The following is a 24,191-nucleotide window of genomic DNA, read 5'->3' as shown; positions in this document are numbered from 1 at the left end:
AGACCGCTGACGTGTTGTCCAGGGGGCGACCCCGGTGATCAGACAGGGGAGGACACCCGTGCTGGGTGCACAGTGCCATGCGGTCCGCGTCCGGCTGACCGGTCCGGGGCCGGGGGTGCCCGCGGTATCCGTGGAGGTGCTCGGAGCCCGGCTGGCCGCCGCCGGGCCTTGGCGGCTGTGGGTGGACGAGGTACCGGCCGGGGCGGCGGAGCCGCTCGCCGCCCGCCGCCGCGAGGCCGAGCTGAACCGGCCGGCGGCGGACGTACGGTGTGTCCTGCTGCGGTACGCGGACGGCGCGGCGGACCTGGTGGTCGTGGCGGACCGGGCGCGGCTGGACCGGTCGGGACTGCGGCTCCTGACCGGCGTACTGAGGGGGACGCGGCCGGCCGAGGCGTGCCCGGCGCCCGCGGCGGGCCGTTCCTCCGGACAGCAGCCCGCGGAGGGGCCCGCGCCGGACTGGGGCCTCGGGGAGCCGGGCTCCGCCGGCCACGGCACTCACCACCTCGACCTGGCGGACGGCGGCGGCATCGGCGACACCGCCGGGCGGCTGGCCGCGCTCGCCCTCACCCTGAGCCGCTACGACGGCCATGGCTCTACGGGCACCGCGGTCGTCGCGACCGACCGCGCCGGGGCGCTGGAGTTCGCGGTGGAGCGGGCCGGCACCCTCGGGGCGCTGCGGGAGGCGGCGCCGGCCCGGGTCGCGTGTCACGTCACGGCCTGTCTGATCGACGACGCGAGTGCGGAGGCCGAGGCCGACGCCTCGCCGCTCGGCGACGAGTATCTGCCCTTCCTCGCACCGCTGTTCCCGCTGACGGTCGCCGTCGCGCCGCTGCCCGGCGGTGGCTCGCGCCTGTGGTGCTCGTACCGGCGCAGCCACTTCTCGCCCGAGGTCGTCGAGCAGTTCACACGTCATCTGGCCCATGTGTACGGACAGTTGGTGCGCGCACCGCAGACGCCGGTCGGCGACGCGGAGCTGCTGGACGCCGCCGAGCAGGCCAGGGTGGCACGGCTCGGACAGCCGCACGCGGCCCTCGGGGACGCCGGGGGCACCGGGGCCGTCACGGCCCCCGCGGCCGAGGAGATGACGCTGCCCGAGGCGTTCCGGCGGGCCATGTCGGCGACGCCCGACGCCGTGGCGGTGTGCGACGTCGGCGTACGGCTCACCTATCGCGAACTGGACGACCGGTCAACCCGCCTGGCGGCCGGGCTGCGGGCCCACGGGGTGCGGGACGGCGACCGCGTGGGCGTCTGCCTGGAGCGGACCGCGGAACTGGTCGTCACCATGCTCGGCGTGCTCAAGGCGGGCGCCGCGTACGTACCGGCCGATCCGGCCTATCCCGCGGACCGCCTGGCCTACACGGCGAAGGACTCCGGGCTGGGCGTGGTCGTCACCCGGCTCGCGGAGTTCCCGGGCGGCGAGGACACCGCCACCGTGACCCCGGACGAGCTGCTGGCGGCGGCCCGGACGGCCCATGAGGCTCCGGCGGCTCCGGCGGCTCCGGCGACGACGAGGCCCGCAGATCCGGCGTACGTCATCTACACCTCGGGCTCCACGGGGCGCCCCAAGGGTGTGGTCGTGCCCCACCGCAACGTCGTCTCGCTCATCGAGGCAACGCGCGACGAGTACCGGCTGGGCACGTCCGACGTGTGGACGCTGTTCCACTCCGGGGCCTTCGACTTCTCGGTGTGGGAGATCTGGGGCTGCCTGCTGACGGGTGGACGTCTCGTGGTCGTGCCGTACTTCGTCTCGCGCGACCCCGACGAGTTCCGCGATCTGCTGGTCGCCGAAGAGGTCACGGTCCTCAGCCAGACCCCGTCCGCCTTCTCGCAGCTGCTGCGGGTCGACCACGGCGCGCTCGCCGTCCGGCTCGTGGTGTTCGGCGGCGAGCCGCTGGACAGCCGGATGCTGCTGCCCTGGTTCGACCGGCACCCCGAAGGGGCGTGCCGGATGGTGAACATGTTCGGCATCACCGAGACCACCGTGCATGTCACCGCCCAGACCGTGACCCGCGATCTGGCCCTGGCCGGATCGCGCTCCGTGGGCCCGGCCCTGCCCGGCTGGCACCTGTACGTGACCGACGCGCGCGGCCGCCTGGTACCCCCCGGGGTGACCGGCGAGATCTGCGTCGGCGGCGCCGGGGTGGCCGTCGGTTACCTCGGTCGGCCCGAACTGACCGCGCAGCGCTTCGTGACCGACCCGCACACCGGCGGCCGGATGTACCGCAGCGGCGACCTGGGCAGGCTGCGCCCGGACGGGATGCTGGAACACCTCGGCCGGATCGACAGCCAGGTCAAGATCCGCGGCTTCCGCATCGAGCTCGACGAGATCCGCTCCGTCCTCCTCGAGGACCCCGACGTGCGGGCGGCGGCGGTCGTGGTCCGCCGTGACGACCCCACCGATCCCGCCGCCGCCCGCCTCGACGCCTACGTCGTACCGCACGGCGACCCGGTCGCCGCGGACACCCCGGGCATCCGCAAGCGCGCCGCGGGCATCTTGCCCGAGCACATGGTCCCCGCGACGGTCACGGCCCTGGAGGCGCTCCCGCTGACGACGAACGGCAAACTCGACGCCGCCCGTCTCCCGGCCCCGTCCCGCCCCTCCCCCTCGGCTCCCCCGCCGACCGGCGCCGGCCCGGCCGGCGCCGGCGACCGGGCCGCCGGCCTCACCGAGGCCCTGCTGGAGATCTGGACAACCGTCCTGGGCACCCCCGTCGGCCCGGACGACGACTTCTTCGAACTGGGCGGCAACTCCCTCTTCGCGGTCCGCATCAGCGCCGCCCTCCGTGCCCGCGGCCTTCCCTCCCTCCCCCTGCGCGACCTCTACCGCACCCCGACGATCCGCGCCCTGACTGAAGGCTGACGGCCTCCGCCTCCAGGGCACGATTCCGAGATGGTGCCGCGGCCGCGCAAGGTGGTCGCCTCGTGTCGGACGGCGGGCTTGTCGTGGCGAGCGGTCACCGCCCGGTGCCGCTTGCCACGGCTCTGACCCATAGACGGCCGGTGAAAGCGGCATAAAGCAGGCGTACGCTGTTCAGAACGCCCTAATGCACCGCGAATGGGTGATGGAGGCGGCGCATGACCAATCCGTACGGCTTCCTCAGGATCCCCCGTCGGCCCGTTCCGGCGCGCCCTGTCGAGGAGCGACTGAACGACTGGCACGAGGTCTACGCCGGGCAGGCGCTGCTGCCTCTCGTGTCCGAGCAGGCGGGGCGCTGCATGGACTGCGGCATACCGTTCTGCCACAGCGGCTGCCCGCTGGGGAATCTCATCCCGGAGTGGAACGTGTACGCCGCGCACGGCGACTGGCGGGCCGCGGCCGAGCGGCTGCACGCGACGAACAACTTCCCGGAGTTCACCGGTCGGCTGTGCCCGGCGCCGTGCGAGGACGCCTGCGTGCTGGCCATCAACGCCGATCCGGTGACGATCAAGAACGTCGAGCAGACGATCGCCGACGAGGCCTGGGAGCGCGGGTACGCGCCGCCGCAACCGCCCGCGCGGCTCAGCGGAAAGACCGTGGCCGTCATCGGCTCCGGGCCCGCGGGGCTGGCAGCGGCGCAGCAGCTCACCCGTACCGGCCACACCGTCGCCGTCTACGAGCGGGCCGACCGCATCGGCGGACTGCTGCGCTACGGCATCCCCGAGTTCAAGATGGAGAAGCAGTACCTGGACCGCCGCATCGAGCAGATGCGAGCGGAGGGCACGAAGTTCCGTACCGGTGTGGACGTCGGCGGTGACCTCGATGCCGCCGAGCTCAGGAGGCGTTACGACGCGATGGTCGTCGCCGTGGGCGCCATGGAGCGGCGGGAGCTGCCCGTCCCGGGGCGGGAGCTGGCCGGGATCCATCAGGCCATGGACTATCTGACCTTCGCCAACCGGGTGGTGGAGGGCGACTACCTCGCGCCGCCCGTGACCGCCGAGGGCAAGCACGTGGTGATCGTCGGCGGCGGGGACACCGCCTCGGACTGTCTGGGCACCGCCCTGCGCCAGGGTGCGACCTCGGTGGTACAGCTGGACATCAACCCGGAGCCAGGCGACGACCGGCCGGAGACCCAGCCCTGGCCCATCACGCATCCGAAGGTCTACCGCATCTCCCATGCCCATGCAGAGGCCCGGGGTCGGGAGGGCACGGATCCCAGGCTCTTCTCCTCGGCCACCCTCCGTTTCGAAGGGGACCAGGCCGGCCGAGTGCGCGCGCTGCTCCTGACGGAGGTGGAGCCCGCGGCCAGGCAGCCACTGCCGGGCACCGAGCGGGTGATCCCGGCGGAGCTGGTCCTGATCGCCCTCGGCTTCTCGGGCCCCGAGCGGGGCAGCGGACTGATGGAGCAGCTCGGACTCACGCTGGACGGCCGGGGAAACTTCGCGCGGGACGGGGCCTTCGCGGCGGAAGGGTCACAGCAACCACCACGAACGGCCCGCACCAGGACCGACGGCGTTTTCGTCGCGGGCGATGCGGGACGCGGTCAGTCCCTGGTGGTGTGGGCCATCGCGGAGGGCAGGGCCGCCGCGGCGGCCACGGACCGCTATCTGACCGGCTCCACCGTGCTGCCGGCTCCCGTCACACCTACGGACCGGCCCCTCGCGGCATGACACGCCGGGCACTCAGCGACAGCCTGGGCGGCCTCGTCCCCCGCGCCAGGTCCAGATGGACCCGGGGATGTTCCTGGGCCGGCGGTGACGGAGGCGCCGGACGAACGAGCGCGACCGCTCCCCCAACGGCGGGGCAGGCGCCACCTGATACGGCACCGGGCGGCCGGGGGTCGGCCGACCCGTGCCATCGGCGTCGTGGCCGCAACCGACGACGGTGGCGCCGTCAGACGGCGCTGCGGGCGTCGGCGAGCTTGATCACGCGGGCGGTCGCGGTGGCCGTGGCGACGAGGGTTCCGTCGGTCCTGGTGAGGTCGGCGGCGAGGTGGGCGAGGTCGCCGTCGCGGTGGACGACGCGGCCGTGGCCGAGGAGTCGGCCGGGGCGGGCCGGCCGCAGGAAGTTCACCTTGAACTCCAGTGTGGACTGGAACTGGTCGGGCTCCAGGGTGGCGAGCAGCGCGGGTCCCACGGTGTCGTAGAGCATCGCGGCGAGGAAGGCGCCCAGGATGTTGCCCGTCGGGTTGGTGAAGTCCTCGGTCCCGGTGAACGCCAGCTCGATCGTGCCCTTGTCGGCGTCCGCGGCGATGAACTCCAGCCCGAGCGTCGCCGCCGCGCGCGGCAGCGGGGCGCGGCCCTCGGCGGAATCCCAGAAGGGACCCGAGCGTCCACCCAAAGCGCCTCCCTCGGCCGCTGCCACCTCGGCCACGCTAACAGCGAGCGGCACAGCCCGCTCGTGGACCGGAACCGCGCGGCGGACCCCGGCGTCCGTCCGGGCGTATGCACGATCATGAACACTGTCGGAGGCCAGGCATGACCGCAACAGCTCCCCGCCATCTCTATCTCGCGCGCCATGGTGAGGCTTCCCCGGACGAGAGCACGCTGACGGAGAACGGTCGTCGTCAGGCCGTGCTCCTCGGTGAGCGGCTCCGTGACCACTGCTCTGCGGGCAGCCCTCTCGCGGCGATCCATCACGGTCCGCTCCCGAGGGCGGAGCAGACCGCCCGGCTGATACGCGAGCAACTCGACGGCGTTCCCGTGCTTTCGTCGGAGGAGGCCGGGGACTACATCCCCTACCTGCCGCAGCGGGAGGAGCTGCCGGCGGAGTCGGCCGACGGCATGCTCGGTCGCCTGGCCCAGTTCCCGGCCGAAGAGCGCGAACGCGGCCCGCAGTTGGCGCACGAGGCCCTCGCCCGGTTCACCGGGCCGGTCGAGGGTGACGAGGCGCGCCACGAGCTGGTCGTCACCCACAACTTCCTCATCGGGTGGCTCGTACGGGCCGCCCTCGATGCCCCGAAGTGGCGCTGGATAGGGCTCAACCACGGCAACGCCGCGCTGACGGTCATCCGGTACACGCCGGGCCGGCCCGCAGCGGTGGTCTTCTACAACGACATGGGCCACCTGCCTGCCGAGCTCCGCTGGACCGGCTTCCCGCCGGAGCTCCGCATGTGAGGCGGCGGCCGCCCCCGACCCCACAGCTCGCAGTGACGGCCCATCACTTGTGCCGACGGGCTTTTCCCTTGGCTTCCTGCGCCCGGCCTCGGATGCGGCCGCCGCCTTTGCATCGTTCGTATCGTGGATATCGCCACGGCGTGCACCACCCTGGGGAGGACCCCGGCTTGTCCGCCGGGGTCCTCCCTTCGCAAGCAACGACCGGCGGCAGGGGACCGGGCCTCCTGGCCGCCCGGGCGGTCCTCGTGCGCCGTCAGCGTCACACGGTCAGTGCTTGGTCCTCTTCCGGATCTGATCGGCTGCCTTCTCCGCCATCTCGTGTGCCTTGCCGCGCAGCATCTCGCCCCGGCCTTCCCGCTTCATGGACCTGTCGTGCGTGGCCTTGCCGAGGGTCTCCTTCATCTTGCCCTTCAGCTGTTGCGCCTTGGATTTGCCTTTAGTCATCGGGATCGCTGTCCTCTCGGATTCGGCGAGGTGCCCAGGGCTCGGACATGCTCCGGGTCCCCAGTTCATCGTGCACCTGCCCTGAGATGCCGTAAACCGGTGTATATCGGGCAGCTGCCCGGGTACCTCCACGGGTGCCAGTACCCCTTCCCCGAAAGGCGGCCGACATGAGTGACAGGACGCATGAAGCGGCAGGGAGCGCAGCGAAGCTGCGGGTCGTGGTCGTAGGTGCGACCGGTAACGTCGGTACGAGCGTGGTGCAGACCCTCGCCGGGCATCCGGGCGTGGGTTCGATCCTCGGCATCGCCCGCCGGCTCCCCGAATGGCAGCCCGAGAGGACGACCTGGATCGCCGCCGATATCGACCCCGGCGGCGCGGACCTGGTCCACCACTTCGCCGGAGCGGACGCCGTCGTCCATCTGGCCTGGAAGTTCCAGCCCACCCACGACCCGGTGACGACATGGCGGACGAATGTGCTGGGCAGCATCCGCGTCTTCGAATCGGCAGCAGAGGCCGGGGTACCGGTGCTGATCCACGCATCGTCGGTCGGCGCGTACTCTCCCGGGCCCAAGGAATCGCCGGTCGACGAGTCCTGGCCGACCCACGGCTGGCCTCGGGCGGCCTACTGCCGCGAAAAGGCCTACTTGGAGAGGTATCTGGACGCGTTCGAACAGACTTACCCGGCCGTGCGGGTCGTCCGCATGCGACCGGCTTTCCTGTTCAAGCGGGAGTCCGCGTCCCAGCAGTGCCGGATCTTCGCCGGCCCGCTCCTGCCCACGCAACTCGTCCGGCCGGGAACGCTGCCCGCGGTCCCCGATCTGCCAGGTCTGACGTTCCAGGCCCTGCATACCGACGACGCCGCTGCGGCGTACTGCGAGGCCGTGGTCCGTCCGGTCCGCGGCGCGTTCAACCTCGCGGCTGACCCGCCCCTGAACACCGCCCGGCTCGCCGGGATCCTGGAGGCCCGGCAGCTGCGGATGCCCGTGATGCCGGTGCGGGCCGCGCTCTCGGCAGCCTGGCGGTTGCGGCTGGTGCCCGCCTCACCGGATCTGTTCGACGCCGTACTGCGCCTGCCGCTGCTGGATTGCTCCCGGGCCCGGGCAGAGCTGGACTGGCAGCCGCGGTACACGGCCGTGGAGGCGATCCAGGAGTTCCTCGAAGGGCTCCGCGACCATGCCGGCATGGACACCGCACCGCTCGCGCCGGGCACACGGACGGGCAACTGAGCTCCGGACACGGTCGTACGGGGCGAACCGACCGGCGCGCGGCATCGAGCTCGCGGGACCGGGTCCGGAGCGTGGCGTGGCCGCATCAAGCCCGGATGACGAGGCTCAACGGCGCACGGGGCGCTCACACAGTGAGCGCCATGACGTCCGCGAGGGCCGTTGTCAGCTCCGTCACCCGCGCGCGGTCGGGGCCGATCACGGCGTACCGCCAGGTCCGGCCGTCGGGGGGCGCGTCCGTGTAGAGCACCGCTCCCTCGCCGCGGCCCGTGTCCCAGGCCAGGCACTCCGCATGCAGCAGCCGCAGAGCTTCGGCGAGGGTGCGGGCCGAGCGTGATCGTCCTGCGACGAGCAGCCAGGCGGGGCAGGGGACCCCCGCGGCGCGCGCGAGGCGGTCGACCATGGCCTGTGGAGTGGTGGTGGCGGTCCGGCGTACGTTGCTCTCCGTGGCGTAAAGCGTGCCGTCCGCATCGATGACCGCGTCGATCGCGTACGGTCCCGAGTAGCCCCGCGTGGACAGATACGCCCCCATCACCGAGCCCCATCGCTCCAGCTCGCTCACGATGGCGTCCAGGTCGTCCGGCAGGGGCGACAGATACCCGGTGAAGGAACCGCGCTCCGTTCGCATCTCGCCGCTGAACACCACGTGCGGGCCGGTGTCCGGGAGCACCTCCATCTGGACACTGACGGACCTGACCGCACCGAGGCACTCCTCCACCACCCATGTGCCGACCGGACCGTGTCCGGACACCGTCGGCGTGGCGTCCGTGCGCGAGAGGAACCTGAGCCCGTGACCCCCTGCCGAACGGTCGGGTTTGGCCACAACCCGCTCGTACCGGCGCAGCAGTGCGGCAGCCGTCGGTCCGAGTTGCTCGCCGCTGCAGATCCGCCCGGGTGGCACGCGTATGCCGATCTCCTCGGCGACGGCCCGGAACCCGGATTTCGTGTTGAGCCGGTAGACCACATCCAGGGTGCAGGCCGCCACGCCGGACGGTCCGTACGGAGCCACCGGTGTGCCCAGCCGCCCGGCAAGGCCGACTGTGGCCGTGTCCAGGGCGATCGGCAGCAGCTGCGCCCCCGGCCGCTCGGCGGCGAGCGCCCGCAGCCGGTCCGTCAGCCCCGCCCGGCGTACCGCTTCGGCCATGGGGAAGCCCGGCACCGGCGGTGCGGTGATCACGGTGACCGAGTCGGGCGGCATACCCAGCACACCGCAGGCGTAGCGCAGGAAACCGGGACTGAGGGGGGTGGGCGTGACGAGTACGTCACCGGGCCGCATCAGCCAGATCTTGCGTGGCGCCTGCTCCGCCCACCGGGCCAGGATCTCGTGGGCCGCGAGGTCCACGGTCACGTCCGAGAAGAAGTTCGCGTAGACGATCAGCGGCAGCCGGTGCTGCTCCACCCTGGGACGCCTACCCGCACAGGCAGGGACATATCCGGCGCACCGGGTACCGGCGCGATAACGGGTACACGAGAGGCATGACTGACACGGCGACCAACCACGACGGGCCGTCGCTGCCGCAGGCGCGGGGCGCACTCTCGGCGGCGGTCATCGCCCGCCTCGCCGCAGGAGCGCCACTTCCCGCGCCCACGGTCGCGACGAGCGCCGATCCCTACGGGGACGATCTGCAGCTCGCCCTCTACCTCTGCTACGAGCTGCACTACCGCGGATTCGCCGGGGTGGACCCCGCCCTGGAATGGGATCCCGAACTGCTACGGGTTCGGCGGGAGCTGGAGGACCGGTTCCTCGCCACCCTGCGCGAGGACGCCGCCCGCCACGAGACCGTGGACGACGCGCTGGCCGGGCTGCTGGTGGAGCCGGTGCACGGCACCGGCGTCTCCCACTTCCTGCGGGACGAGGGCGAGCTGTGGCAGCTGAGGGAGTACGCGGCGCAACGCTCGCTGTACCACCTCAAGGAGGCCGATCCCCACGCCTGGGTGCTGCCGCGGCTATGGGGACGGGCCAAGGCCGGAATGGCGGCTGTGGAGTTCGACGAGTACGGCGGAGGCCGCGCCGAGCGGATCCATGCGAGACTCTTCGCCGACCTCATGAGGGATCTCGGCCTGGACACCACGTACGGCCACTATCTCGAGGCGGCGCCGACCCAGGTGCTGGCCACGGTGAACCTCATGTCGCTCTTCGGACTGCACCGCGCCCTGCGCGGCTGCCTGGTCGGCCACTTCGCGACTGTGGAGATCACCTCTTCGCCCGGGTCGAGACGGATCGCCGCGGCCATGCGGCGCACCGGAGCCGGGCGTGCGGCGGAGTTCTTCTACGACGAGCACGTCGTAGCGGACGCCGTCCACGAACAGGTCGTGCGGCGCGAGGTCATCGGAGGCCTCCTGGAGGAGGAACCTCACCTGGAGGCCGACGTCGCCTTCGGCATCGACGCGACCGTCCACCTGGAGAACCGGCTCGCAGCCCATCTGCTCGGCGCCTGGCGAGACGGACGGACCTCGCTCGACGGTGGCGGTCCGCCCATCGGTGCCGGTCTCCGTGGCAGGTCCGGCGCGCGAGACACGTAATGATTCATCCCGTATAGGCGGGTACGAGACATATGTGACGCTCATAGCCCTGCCCGGGGTGTACGCCCCGCAAGACGACACGGCGCTGCTGGCCGGAGCACTGCACCGTGAGGCGCTCCCGCCGGGGGCCGAGGTGCTCGATGTCGGCACCGGCACGGGCGCCCTGGCGCTGGCGGCAGCGACGCGCGGCGCGCAGGTCACGGCCGTGGACATCTCCCCCCTGGCCGTCTGGACCGCCCGGCTCAACGCCCGGCTGGCCGGGACCCCGGTGAGAGTGCTGCGAGGGGATCTGACCGCCCCGGTCGCGGACCGCACGTTCGACCTCATCGTCACCAACCCGCCGTACGTCCCGAGCCCGGCGGATTCCCCGCCGCGTCGCGGGGCGGCCCGTGCCTGGGACGCCGGCCGGGACGGCAGGCTCGTCCTCGACCGGATCTGCCGTGAGGTGCCGCGCCTGCTCCGGCCCGGCGGCGTACTGCTCGTGGTGCACTCCGCGCTGAGCGGCGAAGGGGCCACCCTGGCGCAGCTGCGGTCGGCCGGCCTGAAGGCCGAGGTGACAGAGCGCCGCTCCGTGAACCTGGGACCCGTCCTGCGGTCCAGGCGGCCCTGGCTGTGCAGCCGGGGTCTGCTGACCCCCGGCGGACAGAAGGAAGAGCTGGTGGTCATTCGTGCCCGACGAACGCCGTGAAGCACCACAAGCACCACGCCGCATCGCTGTGCGGACCGACGGGCCACTGCTCGTCGAAGGCCCGGTCGAGGTCGTCCTGGAGGACGGCACCGTCGTCTTCTCCGACCGCTTCTGCGTCGCGCTGTGCACCTGCCGGAGGAGTCTCAGGTTTCCCTGGTGCGACACCAGCCACCGGCGGCGCACGCGCGGATGAACGTCCGGTGCGCTGATCAGTCCATGCCGGTCAGTTCGCCGATCCGTCCATGGGGCGGCCCGCACGCCGTCGGCGACGAACCGGTCCGAGCACGGCCCGGCGCTCCTCCTCGCCCAGTCCGCCCCACACGCCGAACTGCTCACGCGTTTCCAGGGAGTGGCGCAGGCAGGCCCTGCGGACCGGGCACCGGCGACAGATGCGTTTGGCCATCTTCTCCCGCTCGTCCCGTTCCTCGCCGCGCTCGTTGGGCGGATGGAAGAACAGACTGCTTTCGGCGCCACGGCAGGCGGCACGCAACTGCCAGTCCCAGTGCTGGTGGAAAGCGCCGGGCAGACGCGAAACATCCGTCATCGGACCGTCCTTCCCTCGGGTAATCATCAGTTCCTTCGTCGGGTACCCCGAGCGGGCCTCGATACGCGGACCTCCTCGCGATCAGGGCAACGGCGTGCCTCCCGTGGCGCTCGGTCCCCCACGCACAGGTCTTCTCCGGCCCTTCGGCGTTGCGCACCGCGCGGCCTGCGGCCCTGGTCACAATGGGCGTCGGACGGGTGCTCGTTGGGCGGAAGGTGCGGATGCACGAGCGATGCGTACGCATGGGGCTGGTGCTTCTCGTGCTGGGCGCCCTGAGCGGGTGCGGTGGTGCCGGCGTCCGTGGGGCCGACGCCTCTGCCCTGGCCGAGGAGTTCGAACGCGCCCTGCACGACGGGAATGCCGTGGCCGCATGCGCCCTCCTGGCTCCCGAAACGCGCAGCGAACTCGAGGAATCCGGGCACGGGACATGCGCCTCCGGTCTGGACGAGGCGCAGATCCCCGCCACGGGAGGCGTACGGCGCGTGGAGGTGTACGGCCGACAGGCCATGGTCGCGCTCCGGGACGACACCGTGTTCCTGTCTCAGTTCCCGGGTGGCTGGAGAGTCGTCGCGGCGGGCTGTCTGCCCGAGCCGGGCGGACGGCCGTACAAGTGCCGGGTCGAAGGAGGCTGACCGATGTGAGAGTCATGTTCACGCTCTGCCTGGTGACAGTGCTGGGTGGTCTGGCGTACTTCATCACGCTCGGGCTGCTGCACCGATGACCCGACCCGCATCTCGCATGCGCCGTTTCGCGCGTGACAACGGTCTGAGCTTGGCATTCGGTGGCGCGTTCCTGCTGGTTCTGGCCTGTCAGGCAATCGCCGGCCAGGCCGAGTTCAATGAGCAGATGGCAGTTGACGGTCTCGCCCCGATCGGCCTCGGCGACTACCTCATGTCATCGGATTTCGCGGTGGACGTCACCGAGAACTGGCAGTCGGAATACCTGCAGTTCTTCCTCTACGTCTTCGGCACGGTCCACCTGCTCCAGCGCGGTTCACCGGAGTCGAAGAAATTGCACAAGGCAGGCGTGGAGTCCGAGAAGGACCAGCGCATGGGTGAGCACGCGGGACCCGATTCGCCGCGCTGGGCGGGCACGCGGGACTGGCGCCAGGCAGTGTTCTCCCGCTCACTCGGGCTCGTCATGGCGGCACTGTTCTTCCTCTCGTGGCTTGCGCAGTCCATCGCGGGTGTCGCCGCCTACGACGAACAGCGCCTGCGCCAGCTCCAGGCGCCCGTCAGCTGGGGCGAGTATGTGATCTCGGCCGACTTCTGGAGCCGCTCCCTCCAGAACTGGCAGTCAGAACTCCTCGCGGTCGCATCCATGGCCGTACTCTCCGTCTACCTCCGCCAGCGCGGGTCACCGGAATCCAAGCCCGTCGGCGCCGCCCACACCACCACCGGCGTCGAGGGCTGATGATTCGAGGCGTCGCGCCGTAGGCGTCCGCGTCCGCCCGTAGTAAGCACGAGCATATTCACGGTCAGTGCCCATGGCATCACTGAGAGCTCGCGACCCTGAGGCCTCCACGGGCCCGAGGACCGCGGCGTGATCAGCCGACGGAGCGCGTCGCACCGGCGTCGCACCCACTGGTCCGAGCGGGCGGTGAGTGGGACGCTGGAGGCTGAAGGTGCCGCCGAGGAGACTCGGGAGGGCCGATGGGACGCGATGTCCCGGCGCTGGTGTTCACCCGCGAAGACCGCCGCCGGTACCGGACCAAGATGCAGCGGTGCCTCGACACGTTCGCGCAGATGCTGCGGGAGGAACGTTTCGAGGCAGAGCGGCCGCAGGTCGGCCTCGAGATCGAGCTGAACCTCGTGGACGGGGACGGGGAGCCGACGATGCGGAACACTGCCGTGCTCGAGGCGATCGCGGATCCGGCGTGGTCGAGTGAGCTGGGGCGGTTCAATCTCGAGATCAACGTGCCTCCGCGGGAGCTGACGGCCGGCGGGCCCGATGCATGGGAGAAGGAGATCAGGGACGCGCTCAACCACGCCGAGGAACGCGCCGCGGCGGTGGGGGCACACCTGGTGATGGTCGGGATCCTGCCGACGCTTCGGCAGCAGGATGTGGGCGAGTCGGCGCTGTCGGAGAATCCGCGGTACCACCTCCTGAACGAGCAGGTGTTCGCCGCCAGGGGTGAGGATCTGCGGATCGCGGTGGACGGGGTCGACCGGCTGCGGACGTACGCGGACACGATCACGCCCGAGGCCGCATGCACGAGCACGCAGTTCCATCTGCAGGTGGCGCCGGACGAGTTCGCGGGGTACTGGAACGCGGCGCAGGCGATCGCGGGAGTGCAGGTGGCGCTGGCGGCGAACTCCCCGTTCCTGTTCGGCAAGGAGCTGTGGCGAGAGACGCGGATCCCCTTGTTCGAGCAGGCCACCGACACCCGGCCGGAGGAGATCAAGGTGCAGGGCGTGCGGCCGAGAGTGTGGTTCGGGGAGCGGTGGATCACCAGCGTCTTCGATCTCTTCGAGGAGAACGTGCGCTACTTCCCCGCGCTGCTGCCGCTGTGCGACGAGGAGGATCCGCTGGAGACGCTGGAGGGCGGCGACATCCCCCAGCTCGGCGAACTCACGCTGCACAACGGCACGATCTACCGCTGGAACCGCCCGGTGTACGCCGTCGCCCACGACAGGCCGCATCTGCGCGTGGAGAACCGGGTGCTCCCCGCCGGACCGACGGTCGCCGACGTGCTGGCGAACGGCGCCTTCTACTACGGCCTGACTCGCGCCCTGGTCGAGGAGGAGCGGCCGGTGTGGTCGCGGATGTCGTTCTCGGCCGCGGAGGACAACCTCCACGCGGCGGCCCGGCACGGGATCGACGCGCGCCTGTACTGGCCCGGGATGGGCGAGGTGCCGGTCGCCGAGCTCGTCCTGCGCCGGCTGCTGCCGCTGGCGCACCGGGGCCTTGAGCTGTCCGGCATGGACGCGGCCTGGCGGGAGCCCCTGCTGGGCATCATCGAGCAGCGGTGCGTGACCGTCCGCAACGGCGCGGTGTGGCAGGCGGAGATGTTCCATCACGTCGTCGACACGGCCCATGTCGACCACCATGAGGCGTTGCGGCGGATGACACGGCAGTACATCGACTACATGCATCTCAACGCACCGGCCCATACCTGGCCCGTCGACTGACATGGCGCCGGCCGACAAGATGAGGCAACGAATGATCACGGGAGGACGAAGCCGTCGCGGGTGGCGGGCGAGCGGGCGTCGCTGACCGGGTTTCTGCAGTACCAGCGCGAGACGCCGGCGATGAAGTGCCATGGACTGACGGCGGAACAGCTCAGGCAGCGGGCTGTTCCGCCGTCCGGGCTGTCGTTGCTCGGGCTGGTGCGGCATCTGGCCGAGGTGGAGCGGATCTGGTTCCGGAACGTCCTGAGTGGCGAGGACAGCAACGGTCACCGGCCGGGCACGTCCGGCCGGCCGGAAACTTCGCCGAGTTCGATGGCGACGGCGCCGATCCCGACGAGGCGTTCACGATCTGGCGGGAGGAGTGCGCCCGGTCGCGGGGCGTCGTGGACGCGGCGCAGTCGCTCGACAGTACGGTGCGCTTTCGCGACGAGACGTACTCCGTGCGTTACGTCGTCACGCACATGATCGAGGAGTACGCCCGGCACAACGGGCATGCCGATCTGCTCCTTGAGCGCAATCGACGGGGCCACGGGCGAGTAGTCCGGCTCCTGGCTGGGTCGGGTCCGGCACGCCGGTGCCCGGCCGACGGCGCACGCCTACTGCCCGAACTCCCTGTCGTGCACGGGCGCGTCCGGCAGTTGGCGCTCCAGGGACTCCCGGTAGCGGACACAGCCGCGCAGGAACTTGGGCCACGGTGGCACCGCCACATCAGGCTCGACGCGCTCGGGCAGCAGGCCCCAGAGCTGCGGATGGTGCCAGCACAGCTCGTGCCCGGTGCTGTCCCGGTGCGCGCGGATGCCGGCACGCAGCCGTCTCACCTCGGCGATCAGCTGGTCACGGCTCAGTGCGTCGAGATCGCCGTCCAGGTCCATGCGGGCACCATAGGCAGCCCGGACGCTCTCGCGTGGGCGGCTCCGTGCGCGCCGGAGCCGATCACCCGGACGGCGCGTCGGCGACGAGGGCGCCCGCAAGGCGGCGGCTCAGCCGGGGAACAGCGACGTGCCCATCCAGATCACTCCGAGCCAGCCGCCGACGACGACCACGGCCCCGACGAGTGCGGTCATGATCGCCGCCGGCGGCAGGGGTTCAGGTTCCGCGGGAGCCTCGGGCTCGACCGGGCAGCACTTCGAGCAATGCGGGTCACTCATGCGCCCGAGGATGCACAGCGCCGGCGGATGCCGGGAACGTCCGAACCGGACAACCTGAGAAGAGCCGCGACGTCGCACGTCCGATGTCATACGATCATGGCTCGGCGGTCTGTCCGCTCACGGCCGCCCCAGCGCCGATGGAGGTCAACCATGTCCAGGACATCCGGCGGCCGTCGTGGCCGGCGTATTCGTACCCTCTCCACGGCAGGTGCCGCCGTGGCCGGGCTGCTGCTCGCCGTCGGCTGTTCGTCCGGGGACGACGGGCCGGGAGAGGCCGCGGGCGGCGTGCCCGTCGTGGAGAAGGGGAAGCTCACCACCTGCACGCATCTGCCGTATCCGCCGTTCCAGTTCGAGCAGAACGGCAAGATCGTCGGGTTCGACGTGGCGCTCATCGATCTGGTGGCCAAAAACCTCAAGGTCGAACAGAAGATCCTTGACACGCCTTTCGAGAACTTCAAGACCGGTGCGTTCCTGAACTCCGGCGAGTGCGACCTCGCCGCCGCCGGCATGACGATCACCGACGAGCGCAAGAAGAACGTCGACTTCTCCGTCCCGTACTTCGACGCCACGCAGGCGCTGCTCGCGACAAAGAAGAGCGGTTTGACCTCTCTCGCCGACGTCAAGGCGAAGAACGCGAAGCTCGGCGCGCAGGCGGAGACGACCGGCGAGAGCTACGCGAAGTCCCAGGGCTTCGACCCGGTGGCGTTCGAGAGCTCGGACGCCGTGCTCAACGGTCTGCGGACCGGGCAGGTCGACGCCGTGGTGATCGACTATCCCGTCGTCCAGGGCTGGCTGAAGGACAAGGCCAACGCCGACGCGTTCGCCCTCGGCGAGAACATCGAGACCGGTGAGCAGTACGGCTTCTCCGTGAAGAAGGGCAACACGAAGCTGCTGGCCGCCATCGACAAGGCGATCAAGGACGCCAAGGCGGACGGCACGTACAACAAGCTGTACGAGCAGTGGATCGGGCCGCTGCCCCAGGGCCAGTCGTGACCTCTCGGCTGACCAGGCGGCAGCGCCGACGCGTCTCGCAGGGCATTCAGTACGCAGTCTTCGTCGCCGCTGTGGTCGCGGTCGCCGTGCTGGCCGACTGGGACCGGCTGCAGAACCAGTTCGCACAGAAGGATCTCGCGAGCCAGCTGTTCCCGGCCATCATCACGGTCGCCCTGCGCAACACGGTGGTCTACACGCTCTCCGGATTCCTCTTCGGCCTCGTCCTAGGCCTGGTCGTCGCGCTGATGAGGCTGTCATCGGTCGCACCGTACCGCTGGGTCGCGAGCGTCTACATCGAGCTCTTCCGGGGCCTGCCCGCGCTGCTGATCTTCATTTTCGTGGGTGTGGCGGTGCCGCTGGCGTTCCCCGGTGTGGAGATTCCCGGCGGGGTGTACGGGAAGGTCGCGCTCGGACTCGGACTGGTCGCCGCCGCGTACATGGCGGAGACGATCAGGGCCGGGATCCAGGCCGTACCGAAGGGTCAGATGGAGGCGGCGCGCTCGCTGGGGTTCTCGCATCCGCGCGCCATGGTGTCGGTGATCATTCCGCAGGCGTTCCGGATCGTCATTCCGCCGCTGACGAACGAACTGGTGCTGCTCTTCAAGGACTCGTCGCTGGTGCTGTTCCTCGGCGTCACACTGAACGAGCGGGAACTGACCAAGTTCGGCCGGGACCTGGCCAGTCAGACCGCGAACTCCACACCGATCCTGGTCGCCGGAATGTGCTACCTGCTGGTGACGATTCCGCTGAGTTTCGTCGTACGCAGGCTGGAAGCCCGTACCGAGAAGGCCAAGTGAGGACCGGGGAGGACGGGATGGCACGCAACGAGATCGAGATCCGGGGGCTGCACAAGTCGTTCGGTGACAACGAGGTGCTCCGCGGGATCGACCTGGACATCGCCCGGGGTGAGGTGGTGTGTGTCATCGGGCCGTCCGGCTCGGGCAAGTCGACGCTGCTGCGCTGTGTGAACCTGCTGGAGGACCCGTCCAAGGGGCAGGTCTTCGTGGGCGGCACTGAGGTCACCGATCTCGACGTCGACATCGATGCCGTACGCCGCCGGATCGGCATGGTCTTCCAGCAGTTCAACCTCTTCCCGCATGTGACGGTGACCGAGAACCTCACGCTGCCGCAGCGGCGCGTCCTGAAGCGGGACAAGGCGCGCGCGGCGGCCGTTGCCCGGGAGAACCTGGAGCGGGTCGGGCTGGCCGACAAGGCCGATGCGTATCCGGCGCAGCTGTCGGGCGGGCAGCAGCAGCGCGTCGCCATCGCGCGGGCGCTGGTGATGGATCCCGAGGTGATGCTTTTCGACGAGCCGACCTCGGCGCTCGACCCGGAGCTGGTCGGGGACGTGCTGGCCGTGATGCGCGTACTGGCCGCGGAGGGCATGACAATGATGGTCGTCACCCATGAGATGAGTTTCGCCCGGGAGGTCGCCGACCGTGTGGTGTTCATGGACGGCGGCGTGATCGTCGAACAGGGGCCCGCCGAGCAGGTGGTGGGCAACCCGCAGCACGAGCGCACGCGGAACTTCCTCACCCGGATCCTTGACCCGGCGGCCGCGGAGGAGCCGGGTGCGGGTTCCGGCGAGGGCGCCGACTCCGGTGACGGTTCCGGTGGAGGCGAGGGTGTGGGGAAGTCCTGAGCTGGGTTCAGGTCCCTCTTCGGGCCGTTCGTTGGCCCGGTCAAGAGCTGGCTACCGGCCCTCCCCTGCGCCCGAGAGCTGGCTACGGGGAATGCCGTAGAGCGAGCACAGCTCCATCTCGGCGCGGAAGACGGATCGGCGATCGGCCTTTCCCAGATCCGCTCACATCGTCCGGTTCAAGGGCCGCGGTGAATGAGGCCGACGGGCTCATCGAGGCCGGATTCCGCACTCACGAACAGACCGAGGTCGTGGCCGGCATGTGATCGCCCTCACCCGCCGCAGGGTCAACGTCCTGTGGGCCCTGATCCGGGACCGGCGCCTCTACCGAGTCACCCCCGGCGCAGCCCACTGGCCGGGGGCCGGATTCCCTGCGTGCCGGACAAGAATGCACGCGCGGCGGAGTGCCGCTTGCTGGACAAGGGAGAGTTGCAAGCTCAACGGCCCGTTCATCTCACTCTGACTGCGGGGAACGGAGAGCCCTGCGGAACCGAGGCGACGGGCCTCCTCCGTCCTCGATCCGAGGCGCAGACGACTAGGACTTCTCCCTCAAGTGCGGTGCGTCGAAGGGTGCTTGCCAGGGGCGACGGGTGCGAGCAGGAGCGAGCCGACGGTGGCGAGGAGGTAGCCCGCCACGAGAAGGGACGCGTACGGCAGGCCGATGACGTAGCCCAGGGTGTGGCCGCGGACCTCGGCCGCGACGGGGCGGGTGGGGGCAGTACGCAAGGACGCAGGCGGTGGCGAGTCCCGCGGCGAGCGGGGCCGCCTCGCGGGGCCGGGCCCGGGCCGGCGCGGCGAGGAGTACGCCGGCGGGCACCCAGAGCGGCAGCAGTGGCAGGGCGATGACGGCCCAGGCGAGGGTGGCCGGGCCCGTGCCGCCGCCGGAGCTCCAGACCGCGGACTCGATGATCTGATGGGCGCCCAGGAGCAGGGGCAGGGGAGCAGGGGCAGGGCGGCGAGCGGCAGATCCTGCGGGCGGCGTACGTGTGCCACACAGGCCACGCCGATCGCGGTGACGGCCGTGCCCGCCACGAGGTCGGCCGTCGCGCTCCAGCACATGGCGCCGTCCAGGGGCCGGAGGGAGAACGAGAGGTATTTTCCCTGTTTTCGGCAACCGTAAGGTTTCTTCGGTTGTCTACCTGAGTGACACCACTGTCCCCATATCAGAAGGAATGGGGGGCGCCATGTACAACCGTCCACGGCTCGCGGCTCTCGCCGCGGGTGTTCTTCTCACCGCCGGGATCGGCGCAACGGTCCCCGCTTCGGCGGCTCCGCCGCAGTCCTCTCCCCCGCAGTCCGCTCCGCCGCCGATCGCTCTCGTCACGAACGCCCGCTGGGGCGGGCACGGGTCCTTCGACCGGATCGTCATCGATGTCCGCGGCACGCTGCCGCCGGTCACCGTGACGCCGGTGAAGGTACTGCGGTACGACGGCTCGGGGAAGCGAGTCCCGCTCGCCGGGAAGTACTTCCTGGAGATCAAGCTCTCCCCCGCCGCCGCCCACAATGACGCCGGCAGTTCCGTCTACAAGGGGCCCCAGCTGATCAAGGTCTGGCTGCCCACGCTGAAGGGGCTGGCCATGACGGGCGACTTCGAGGGTGTGGTCACGTTCGGAGCCGCCTTCGACACCAAGCCGGCCTACAAGACGCTGCGGCTGCACTCGCCGGAGCGGTTCGTGCTCGATGTCCGGCCGATGACGTCGGGGTGCCACGCCTGATCCCGACACATGCCGCGGGGTCGCAGCCGCTCGCGACGGCTGCGACCCCGCACCGCTGTCAGTGGGCGAACAGCGCCTCGAGCCGCGTGCGCCAGGCGGCCTCGGTCGTGCCGGCGTCGGCGCCGGGGGCGAAGTCGTGGACGCTGACACCGACCGGGGCCCCGAAGTGGTTGCGGCCGAAGATGCGGTACATCGCCTCGTCCGTGCGCAGGCCGACGAAGTACCGGTTGCGGTAGTCGACGACCGCGTCGACCGGTCCCGTGCCGGGCAGGTCGACGCGTACCGTGGCGCCTTCCGCCGCGTCGTCCGGCAGGCCGAGTCCGCGGCTCACGGCGTCGAGGGCGTCGGGGGTGATGGACGCGGCGGGGGCGTCGGCGGACGCGAACACGGCGGGGCGCCCCGTGAAGTGCGTGAGGTACTGGCGCAGGGTGTGCAGATAGAAGTCGGTGTGCTTGTTGGCACCGTCGTACTGGTTGTCCCAGTCCTCGACGAGGATCCCGCTGTGCACGTAGCGCACCCGGCAGCCGCCGCCCTCGCGGGGCTCGATGACATGGTCGAGCTGGTTGAAGGTCTGCTGGGACATGCCTTCGACGTTTTCCGTACGGCCGGTCAGACGGCGCGGCGGGTCCCATGCGGTGACGGTGCCGCCGAAGGGGGCTGCGCCGCCCTCCTTCGGCTCGTACTCGAGGGGCCAGAGCCAGCCGGCGGTGCCGGTGGTGATCGCCTCCCACACCTCCTCGGGGCTTGCGTCGACCTCGAACTCGCGGATGATCTCGAATTCCTTGGACATGGTGGTGACTCCTTGGGCGTGCCCGGGCGCGCGGGCGGGGGGTTCGGGGGTTTCAGAGGCGTACGGGGTTTCAGGTGTTCACGGCGTTTCGGGGGTCTGCGGGGTCCCGGTGATCGCCTGGGTCCCGGAGGCCTGCGGGGTGGGTTTCACGGTGGGGTGGAGGGCGACGACGACGCGGTGCTCGCGGCCGCCCTCCGTGTCCTCGTCGTGGTACTTGGCGATGAGCGCACTGACGCCGCGCGTCAACTCCTCGACGAACGCGGCACGGTCGGCGGCGGACGCGAAGCGCACCTCGCCGTCGAGTGCGTAGGTCGCGAGGCGCTTGCGGGCCTTCGCCGCGCCGGTGATCAGCGTGCCGACGTCGCGCACGAGGCGCGCGGCGACCGCGAGCAGCCAGCGCGCCGAGAGCTGGTCGCGGAAGCGGCCCGGATCGGGCTGCACGGCGGCCAGTGCGAGGGGGGAGATCACGTACGACGCCGCGGTGGCCCGCATCAGCCGCTCGGTGACATTGCCCTTGCGGCGCTCCCCGGCCAGCTCGACCAGGCCGTGCCGCTCCAACGCCTTCAGGTGGTAGTTCACCTTCTGCCGGGGCAGCCCGACGCGGGCGGCGAGCATGGCCGCCGAGGCGGGTCCTGCGGCCAGCTCGGCGAGCAGCCGGGCTCGCATCGGGTCCAGCGAGACCGCCGCCGCCGACGGGTCCTCGATCACGGTCACGTCCAACATGCCTCCACCATCTCACCGACAATTATTTTTGTCCAGACTCATCTGCTTGTCGGTAGGACAGGCGGCACCACCCCTCGCCGCAAGCAGTGCGGCGAGGAGATCGGGCACCGTTCGGGCAACCGGCCACGGCAATCGGGCAGTGCCGTGCGCGCCGTACTGCATGGTCAGGCAAGTCACCTGGGAGTACGCCGGATACGAAACGGGCACGAACGGGCAGAGCGGATCCAGCGAAGAGCCTGGTCCGACCGGTGTGCTGCTTGTACAAACGACGCATGGGCCCGAACGGGCGCAGAGCCGCATCGCGAGTGAGCAGCGAGGAAGTGTGCCGTGGACACCGAGCAGCGTCGCCGGGGCATTCTCGAGACCGCCCGAAAGGAAGGGGCGGTCGAGGTCAACGGGCTGGCAGACCGGTACCGGGTGGCCAAGGAGACCATCCGGCGGGATCTGCATGCGCTCGAGGAGCACGGCCTGGTGCGGCGCACGCACGGCGGGGCGTATCCGGTGGAGAGCGCCGGATTCGAGACCACACTGGCTTTCCGGACGACGCGTCATGTGCCGCAGAAGTCGCGGATAGCGGCCGCGGCCGCCGAGCTGGTGGGTGACGCGGAGACGGTCTTCGTCGACGAGGGCTTCACGCCGCAGCTGGTGGCCGAGGCGCTGCCGCGGGACCGGCCGTTGACTGTGGTGACGGCATCGCTCGCGGTGGCGTCGGGGCTGGCCGGCACGGAGCAGACGTCGGTCCTGCTGCTCGGCGGCCGGGTGCGCGGCGGCACGATGGCGACGGTGGACCACTGGGCCACCCGGATGCTCGCCGGCTTCGTCATCGATCTGGCCTTCGTGGGCGCGAACGGCATCTCCCGGGAGTACGGCCTGACGACGCCCGACCCAGCGGTCGGCGAGGTGAAGGCGCAGGCGATGCGCAGCGCCCGGAGGCGGGTGTTCCTCGGGATCCATACCAAGTTCGGGGCGGTCAGCTTCTGCAGGTTCGCCGATGTGGGCGACTTCGAGGCGATCGTCACCGACACCGGGCTGCCCTCGGCGGAGGCGCAGCGCTACTCGCTGCTCGGTCCGCAGGTCATCCGCGTCTGACCCGCCCGTTTCCCACGATCCGGTCCTTCGGCGACCGGCCCGACGGCCGTGATGGCACACGGCCCCTCCGACGTACGACCGGCATGCCCGCAGCATGCCCGAATCCTGTCCGAATCAAGGAGAGACTCATGGCCCTGAAGCGACGACCAGCAGGGATACCCGCGCGGCTCGGCGCGGTCGCGACCGCTGCGGCGCTCCTCGCGGGGTGCGCCGGCGCCGGTGGCGGCGGCAGCGCATCGGAGAGCGACGACACCCTCAACGTACTGATGGTGAACAACCCGCCGATGGTGCAGCTGCAGAAGCTGACGGCGGATCACTTCACCAAGAGCACCGGCATCAAGGTCAACTTCACGGTGCTCCCGGAGAACGACGTCCGGGACAAGATCAGCCAGGACTTCTCCAATCAGGCGGGCCAGTACGACATCGCCACCATCAGCAACTACGAGGTGCCGATCTACTCCAAGAACGGCTGGCTGCACGCCCTGGACTCGTACGTCGCCGAGGACAAGGCCTTCGACCAGGGCGACGTGCTCAAGCCGCTCTCCGATTCGCTCACCGGCGCGGACGGCAAGCTCTATGCCGAGCCGTTCTACGGCGAGTCGTCGTTCCTCATGTACCGCAAGGACGTGTTCGCCGCGAAGGGCCTGACGATGCCGGCGAAGCCGACCTGGCAGCAGGTCGCGGACCTCGCGGCCGAGGCCGACGGGGCCGAGAAGGGGATGAAGGGCATCTGCCTGCGCGGACTGCCGGGCTGGGGCGAGGTCATGGCGCCGCTGACGACGGTCGTCAACACCATGGGCGGCACCTGGTTCACCAAGGACTGGAAGGCTCGGCTGACCTCTCCGGAGTTCACCAGGGCCACCGAGTTCTACGTCAAGCTGGTGCGCGAGCACGGCGAGGCGGGCGCGGCGCAGGCCGGGTACGCCGAGTGCCTCAACAACATGACGCAGGGCAAGACGGCCATGTGGTACGACGCCACGGCCGGCGCCGGGTCGCTGGAGGCCAAGGACTCCCCGGTCAAGGGCAAGATCGGGTACGTACCGGCGCCGGTGGACAGGACCGAGAGCTCGGGATGGCTGTACACCTGGGCCTTCGGCATGCAGAAGGCGTCCAAGAAGGCCGACAGCGCCTGGAAGTTCATCTCCTGGGCGTCCGGCAAGGAGTACGAGGAGCTCGTCGGCAAGCAGGTCGGCTGGGCCGATGTGCCGGCCGGAAAGCGGACCTCGACGTACGCCAACCCGGAGTACCGGAAGGACGCCGAGGCGTTCGCCGAGGTCACCAAGCAGGCGATCGGGGCCGCCGATCCCGTGAACCCGGGCGTGCAGCCGCGCCCGGCCCCCGGCATCCAGTTCGTCGGCATCCCCGAGTTCACCGATCTCGGGACCAAGGTGTCGCAGGAGATCAGCGCGGCGATCGCGGGCCGCAAGTCGGTGCCCGACGCGCTGGCGGCTTCGCAGCAACTGGCCGAGAAGGTCGCCGAGGAGTACCGGTGACCACGTCCGTCGGCA

General features: G+C 70.6%; 24 protein-coding genes and 3 pseudogenes. 18 read left to right on the top strand and 9 right to left on the bottom strand.

Annotated elements, in window-relative coordinates:
* Positions 1-58 precede the first annotated feature (58 nt).
* Positions 59-2,860 (top strand): non-ribosomal peptide synthetase, encoded by a 2,802-nt coding sequence (locus ACWCXB_RS09810; RefSeq protein ID WP_450720897.1) that lies wholly within the window; start codon positions 59-61, stop codon positions 2,858-2,860.
* A gap of 215 nt (positions 2,861-3,075) precedes the next feature.
* Entirely contained in the window at positions 3,076-4,587 is a 1,512-nt protein-coding gene (locus tag ACWCXB_RS09805; RefSeq protein ID WP_450720895.1) for a glutamate synthase subunit beta, read from the top strand.
* A 223-nt stretch (positions 4,588-4,810) separates the two neighbouring features.
* On the opposite strand, the gene ACWCXB_RS09800 is transcribed toward ACWCXB_RS09805, so the two are convergent.
* Positions 4,811-5,281 carry a PaaI family thioesterase gene (locus ACWCXB_RS09800; RefSeq protein WP_450720893.1) on the bottom strand — a complete coding sequence of 157 codons (471 nt, stop codon included), beginning with the start codon at positions 5,279-5,281 and terminating at the stop codon, positions 4,811-4,813.
* A gap of 113 nt (positions 5,282-5,394) precedes the next feature.
* On the opposite strand from ACWCXB_RS09800, the gene ACWCXB_RS09795 reads away from it, so the two are divergent.
* Positions 5,395-6,033: a histidine phosphatase family protein gene (locus ACWCXB_RS09795; protein ID WP_450720891.1), complete on the top strand. Its 639-nt coding sequence runs from the start codon at positions 5,395-5,397 to the stop codon at positions 6,031-6,033.
* A 267-nt stretch (positions 6,034-6,300) separates the two neighbouring features.
* Here the strand turns inward: ACWCXB_RS09795 and ACWCXB_RS09790 are convergent, their stop codons facing one another.
* The gene (locus ACWCXB_RS09790) at positions 6,301-6,477 is read right to left on the bottom strand and encodes a CsbD family protein (protein ID WP_450720889.1); all 177 of its coding nucleotides are present in this window, start codon (positions 6,475-6,477) and stop codon (positions 6,301-6,303) included.
* A gap of 167 nt (positions 6,478-6,644) precedes the next feature.
* Between ACWCXB_RS09790 and ACWCXB_RS09785 the strand changes: the two genes are divergently transcribed.
* A complete protein-coding gene (locus ACWCXB_RS09785) occupies positions 6,645-7,703 on the top strand; it encodes an NAD-dependent epimerase/dehydratase family protein (protein WP_450720887.1) in 1,059 nt (352 codons plus the stop codon).
* 124 nt (positions 7,704-7,827) lie between these two features.
* Here the strand turns inward: ACWCXB_RS09785 and ACWCXB_RS09780 are convergent, their stop codons facing one another.
* Complete coding sequence (locus ACWCXB_RS09780; RefSeq protein ID WP_450720885.1) at positions 7,828-9,099, bottom strand: preATP grasp domain-containing protein; 1,272 nt, start codon at positions 9,097-9,099, stop codon at positions 7,828-7,830.
* 77 nt (positions 9,100-9,176) lie between these two features.
* On the opposite strand from ACWCXB_RS09780, the gene ACWCXB_RS09775 reads away from it, so the two are divergent.
* The 3 genes from ACWCXB_RS09775 to ACWCXB_RS09765 are packed head-to-tail and all read left to right on the top strand — an operon-like array spanning position 9,177 to position 11,104.
* A complete protein-coding gene (locus ACWCXB_RS09775; RefSeq protein ID WP_450720883.1) occupies positions 9,177-10,223 on the top strand; it encodes an iron-containing redox enzyme family protein in 1,047 nt (348 codons plus the stop codon).
* 34 nt (positions 10,224-10,257) lie between these two features.
* On the top strand, positions 10,258-10,911 hold the full coding sequence (locus ACWCXB_RS09770; protein WP_450720881.1) for a HemK2/MTQ2 family protein methyltransferase: 654 nt from the start codon (positions 10,258-10,260) through the stop codon (positions 10,909-10,911).
* Positions 10,892-11,104: a CDGSH iron-sulfur domain-containing protein gene (locus ACWCXB_RS09765; RefSeq protein ID WP_450720879.1), complete on the top strand. Its 213-nt coding sequence runs from the start codon at positions 10,892-10,894 to the stop codon at positions 11,102-11,104. Before ACWCXB_RS09770 ends, ACWCXB_RS09765 begins: the two co-directional genes overlap by 20 nt.
* A gap of 30 nt (positions 11,105-11,134) precedes the next feature.
* Here ACWCXB_RS09765 and ACWCXB_RS09760 read toward each other — a convergent pair whose 3' ends face one another.
* A complete protein-coding gene (locus ACWCXB_RS09760) occupies positions 11,135-11,455 on the bottom strand; it encodes a WhiB family transcriptional regulator (protein WP_450720877.1) in 321 nt (106 codons plus the stop codon).
* A gap of 221 nt (positions 11,456-11,676) precedes the next feature.
* On the opposite strand from ACWCXB_RS09760, the gene ACWCXB_RS09755 reads away from it, so the two are divergent.
* From ACWCXB_RS09755 to ACWCXB_RS09735, 5 genes and pseudogenes are all read left to right on the top strand, one after another.
* Complete coding sequence (locus tag ACWCXB_RS09755; RefSeq protein ID WP_450720875.1) at positions 11,677-12,087, top strand: hypothetical protein; 411 nt, start codon at positions 11,677-11,679, stop codon at positions 12,085-12,087.
* A gap of 106 nt (positions 12,088-12,193) precedes the next feature.
* Positions 12,194-12,868, top strand: a complete 675-nt coding sequence (locus tag ACWCXB_RS09750; RefSeq protein ID WP_450720873.1) for a DUF6766 family protein — start codon at positions 12,194-12,196, stop codon at positions 12,866-12,868.
* Between the two features lie 239 nt (positions 12,869-13,107).
* The gene (locus ACWCXB_RS09745) at positions 13,108-14,586 is read left to right on the top strand and encodes a glutamate-cysteine ligase family protein (RefSeq protein WP_450720871.1); all 1,479 of its coding nucleotides are present in this window, start codon (positions 13,108-13,110) and stop codon (positions 14,584-14,586) included.
* Between the two features lie 120 nt (positions 14,587-14,706).
* Positions 14,707-14,790, top strand: a pseudogene (locus ACWCXB_RS09740) (Mini-circle protein); the annotation flags it as partial.
* A gap of 23 nt (positions 14,791-14,813) precedes the next feature.
* A pseudogene (locus ACWCXB_RS09735) lies at positions 14,814-15,038 on the top strand (hypothetical protein); the annotation flags it as partial.
* A 144-nt stretch (positions 15,039-15,182) separates the two neighbouring features.
* On the opposite strand, the gene ACWCXB_RS09730 reads toward ACWCXB_RS09735, so the two are convergent.
* Together ACWCXB_RS09730 and ACWCXB_RS09725 are read right to left on the bottom strand one after the other, a co-directional pair.
* A complete protein-coding gene (locus ACWCXB_RS09730) occupies positions 15,183-15,458 on the bottom strand; it encodes a hypothetical protein (protein WP_450720869.1) in 276 nt (91 codons plus the stop codon).
* Between the two features lie 108 nt (positions 15,459-15,566).
* Positions 15,567-15,734, bottom strand: coding sequence for a hypothetical protein (locus ACWCXB_RS09725; protein WP_450720867.1), 168 nt, complete (start codon positions 15,732-15,734; stop codon positions 15,567-15,569).
* 150 nt (positions 15,735-15,884) lie between these two features.
* On the opposite strand from ACWCXB_RS09725, the gene ACWCXB_RS09720 reads away from it, so the two are divergent.
* Genes ACWCXB_RS09720 through ACWCXB_RS09710 form a run of 3 tightly spaced genes read left to right on the top strand, consistent with a single transcriptional unit; the run spans position 15,885 to position 18,369 of the window.
* Positions 15,885-16,727, top strand: coding sequence for an ABC transporter substrate-binding protein (locus ACWCXB_RS09720; protein ID WP_450720953.1), 843 nt, complete (start codon positions 15,885-15,887; stop codon positions 16,725-16,727).
* Positions 16,724-17,524: an amino acid ABC transporter permease gene (locus ACWCXB_RS09715; RefSeq protein ID WP_450720865.1), complete on the top strand. Its 801-nt coding sequence runs from the start codon at positions 16,724-16,726 to the stop codon at positions 17,522-17,524. The genes ACWCXB_RS09720 and ACWCXB_RS09715 overlap by 4 nt, the downstream gene beginning before the upstream one ends.
* A 17-nt stretch (positions 17,525-17,541) precedes the next feature.
* Complete coding sequence (locus ACWCXB_RS09710) at positions 17,542-18,369, top strand: amino acid ABC transporter ATP-binding protein (RefSeq protein ID WP_450720863.1); 828 nt, start codon at positions 17,542-17,544, stop codon at positions 18,367-18,369.
* Positions 18,370-18,957: 588 nt separating this feature from the next.
* On the opposite strand, the pseudogene ACWCXB_RS09705 reads toward ACWCXB_RS09710, so the two are convergent.
* Positions 18,958-19,425, bottom strand: a pseudogene (locus ACWCXB_RS09705) (DUF6629 family protein); the annotation flags it as partial.
* Between the two features lie 125 nt (positions 19,426-19,550).
* Between ACWCXB_RS09705 and ACWCXB_RS09700 the strand changes: the two are divergent.
* Complete coding sequence (locus ACWCXB_RS09700; RefSeq protein WP_450720861.1) at positions 19,551-20,081, top strand: AMIN-like domain-containing (lipo)protein; 531 nt, start codon at positions 19,551-19,553, stop codon at positions 20,079-20,081.
* Positions 20,082-20,139: 58 nt separating this feature from the next.
* Here ACWCXB_RS09700 and ACWCXB_RS09695 read toward each other — a convergent pair whose 3' ends face one another.
* Together ACWCXB_RS09695 and ACWCXB_RS09690 are read right to left on the bottom strand one after the other, a co-directional pair.
* Positions 20,140-20,871 carry an SRPBCC family protein gene (locus tag ACWCXB_RS09695; RefSeq protein ID WP_450720859.1) on the bottom strand — a complete coding sequence of 244 codons (732 nt, stop codon included), beginning with the start codon at positions 20,869-20,871 and terminating at the stop codon, positions 20,140-20,142.
* A 78-nt stretch (positions 20,872-20,949) separates the two neighbouring features.
* Positions 20,950-21,594 carry an ArsR/SmtB family transcription factor gene (locus ACWCXB_RS09690; protein ID WP_450720857.1) on the bottom strand — a complete coding sequence of 215 codons (645 nt, stop codon included), beginning with the start codon at positions 21,592-21,594 and terminating at the stop codon, positions 20,950-20,952.
* 327 nt (positions 21,595-21,921) lie between these two features.
* Between ACWCXB_RS09690 and ACWCXB_RS09685 the strand changes: the two genes are divergently transcribed.
* Positions 21,922-22,683, top strand: coding sequence for a DeoR/GlpR family DNA-binding transcription regulator (locus ACWCXB_RS09685; RefSeq protein WP_450720855.1), 762 nt, complete (start codon positions 21,922-21,924; stop codon positions 22,681-22,683).
* Between the two features lie 128 nt (positions 22,684-22,811).
* Positions 22,812-24,176, top strand: coding sequence for an ABC transporter substrate-binding protein (locus ACWCXB_RS09680; protein WP_450720853.1), 1,365 nt, complete (start codon positions 22,812-22,814; stop codon positions 24,174-24,176).
* Positions 24,177-24,191 lie beyond the last annotated feature (15 nt).

The organism is Streptomyces sp. NPDC001514 (genome assembly GCF_053597075.1).
Note: the sequence above shows the minus strand (reverse complement) of the source record. Positions and strands in the feature narration are given on the sequence as shown.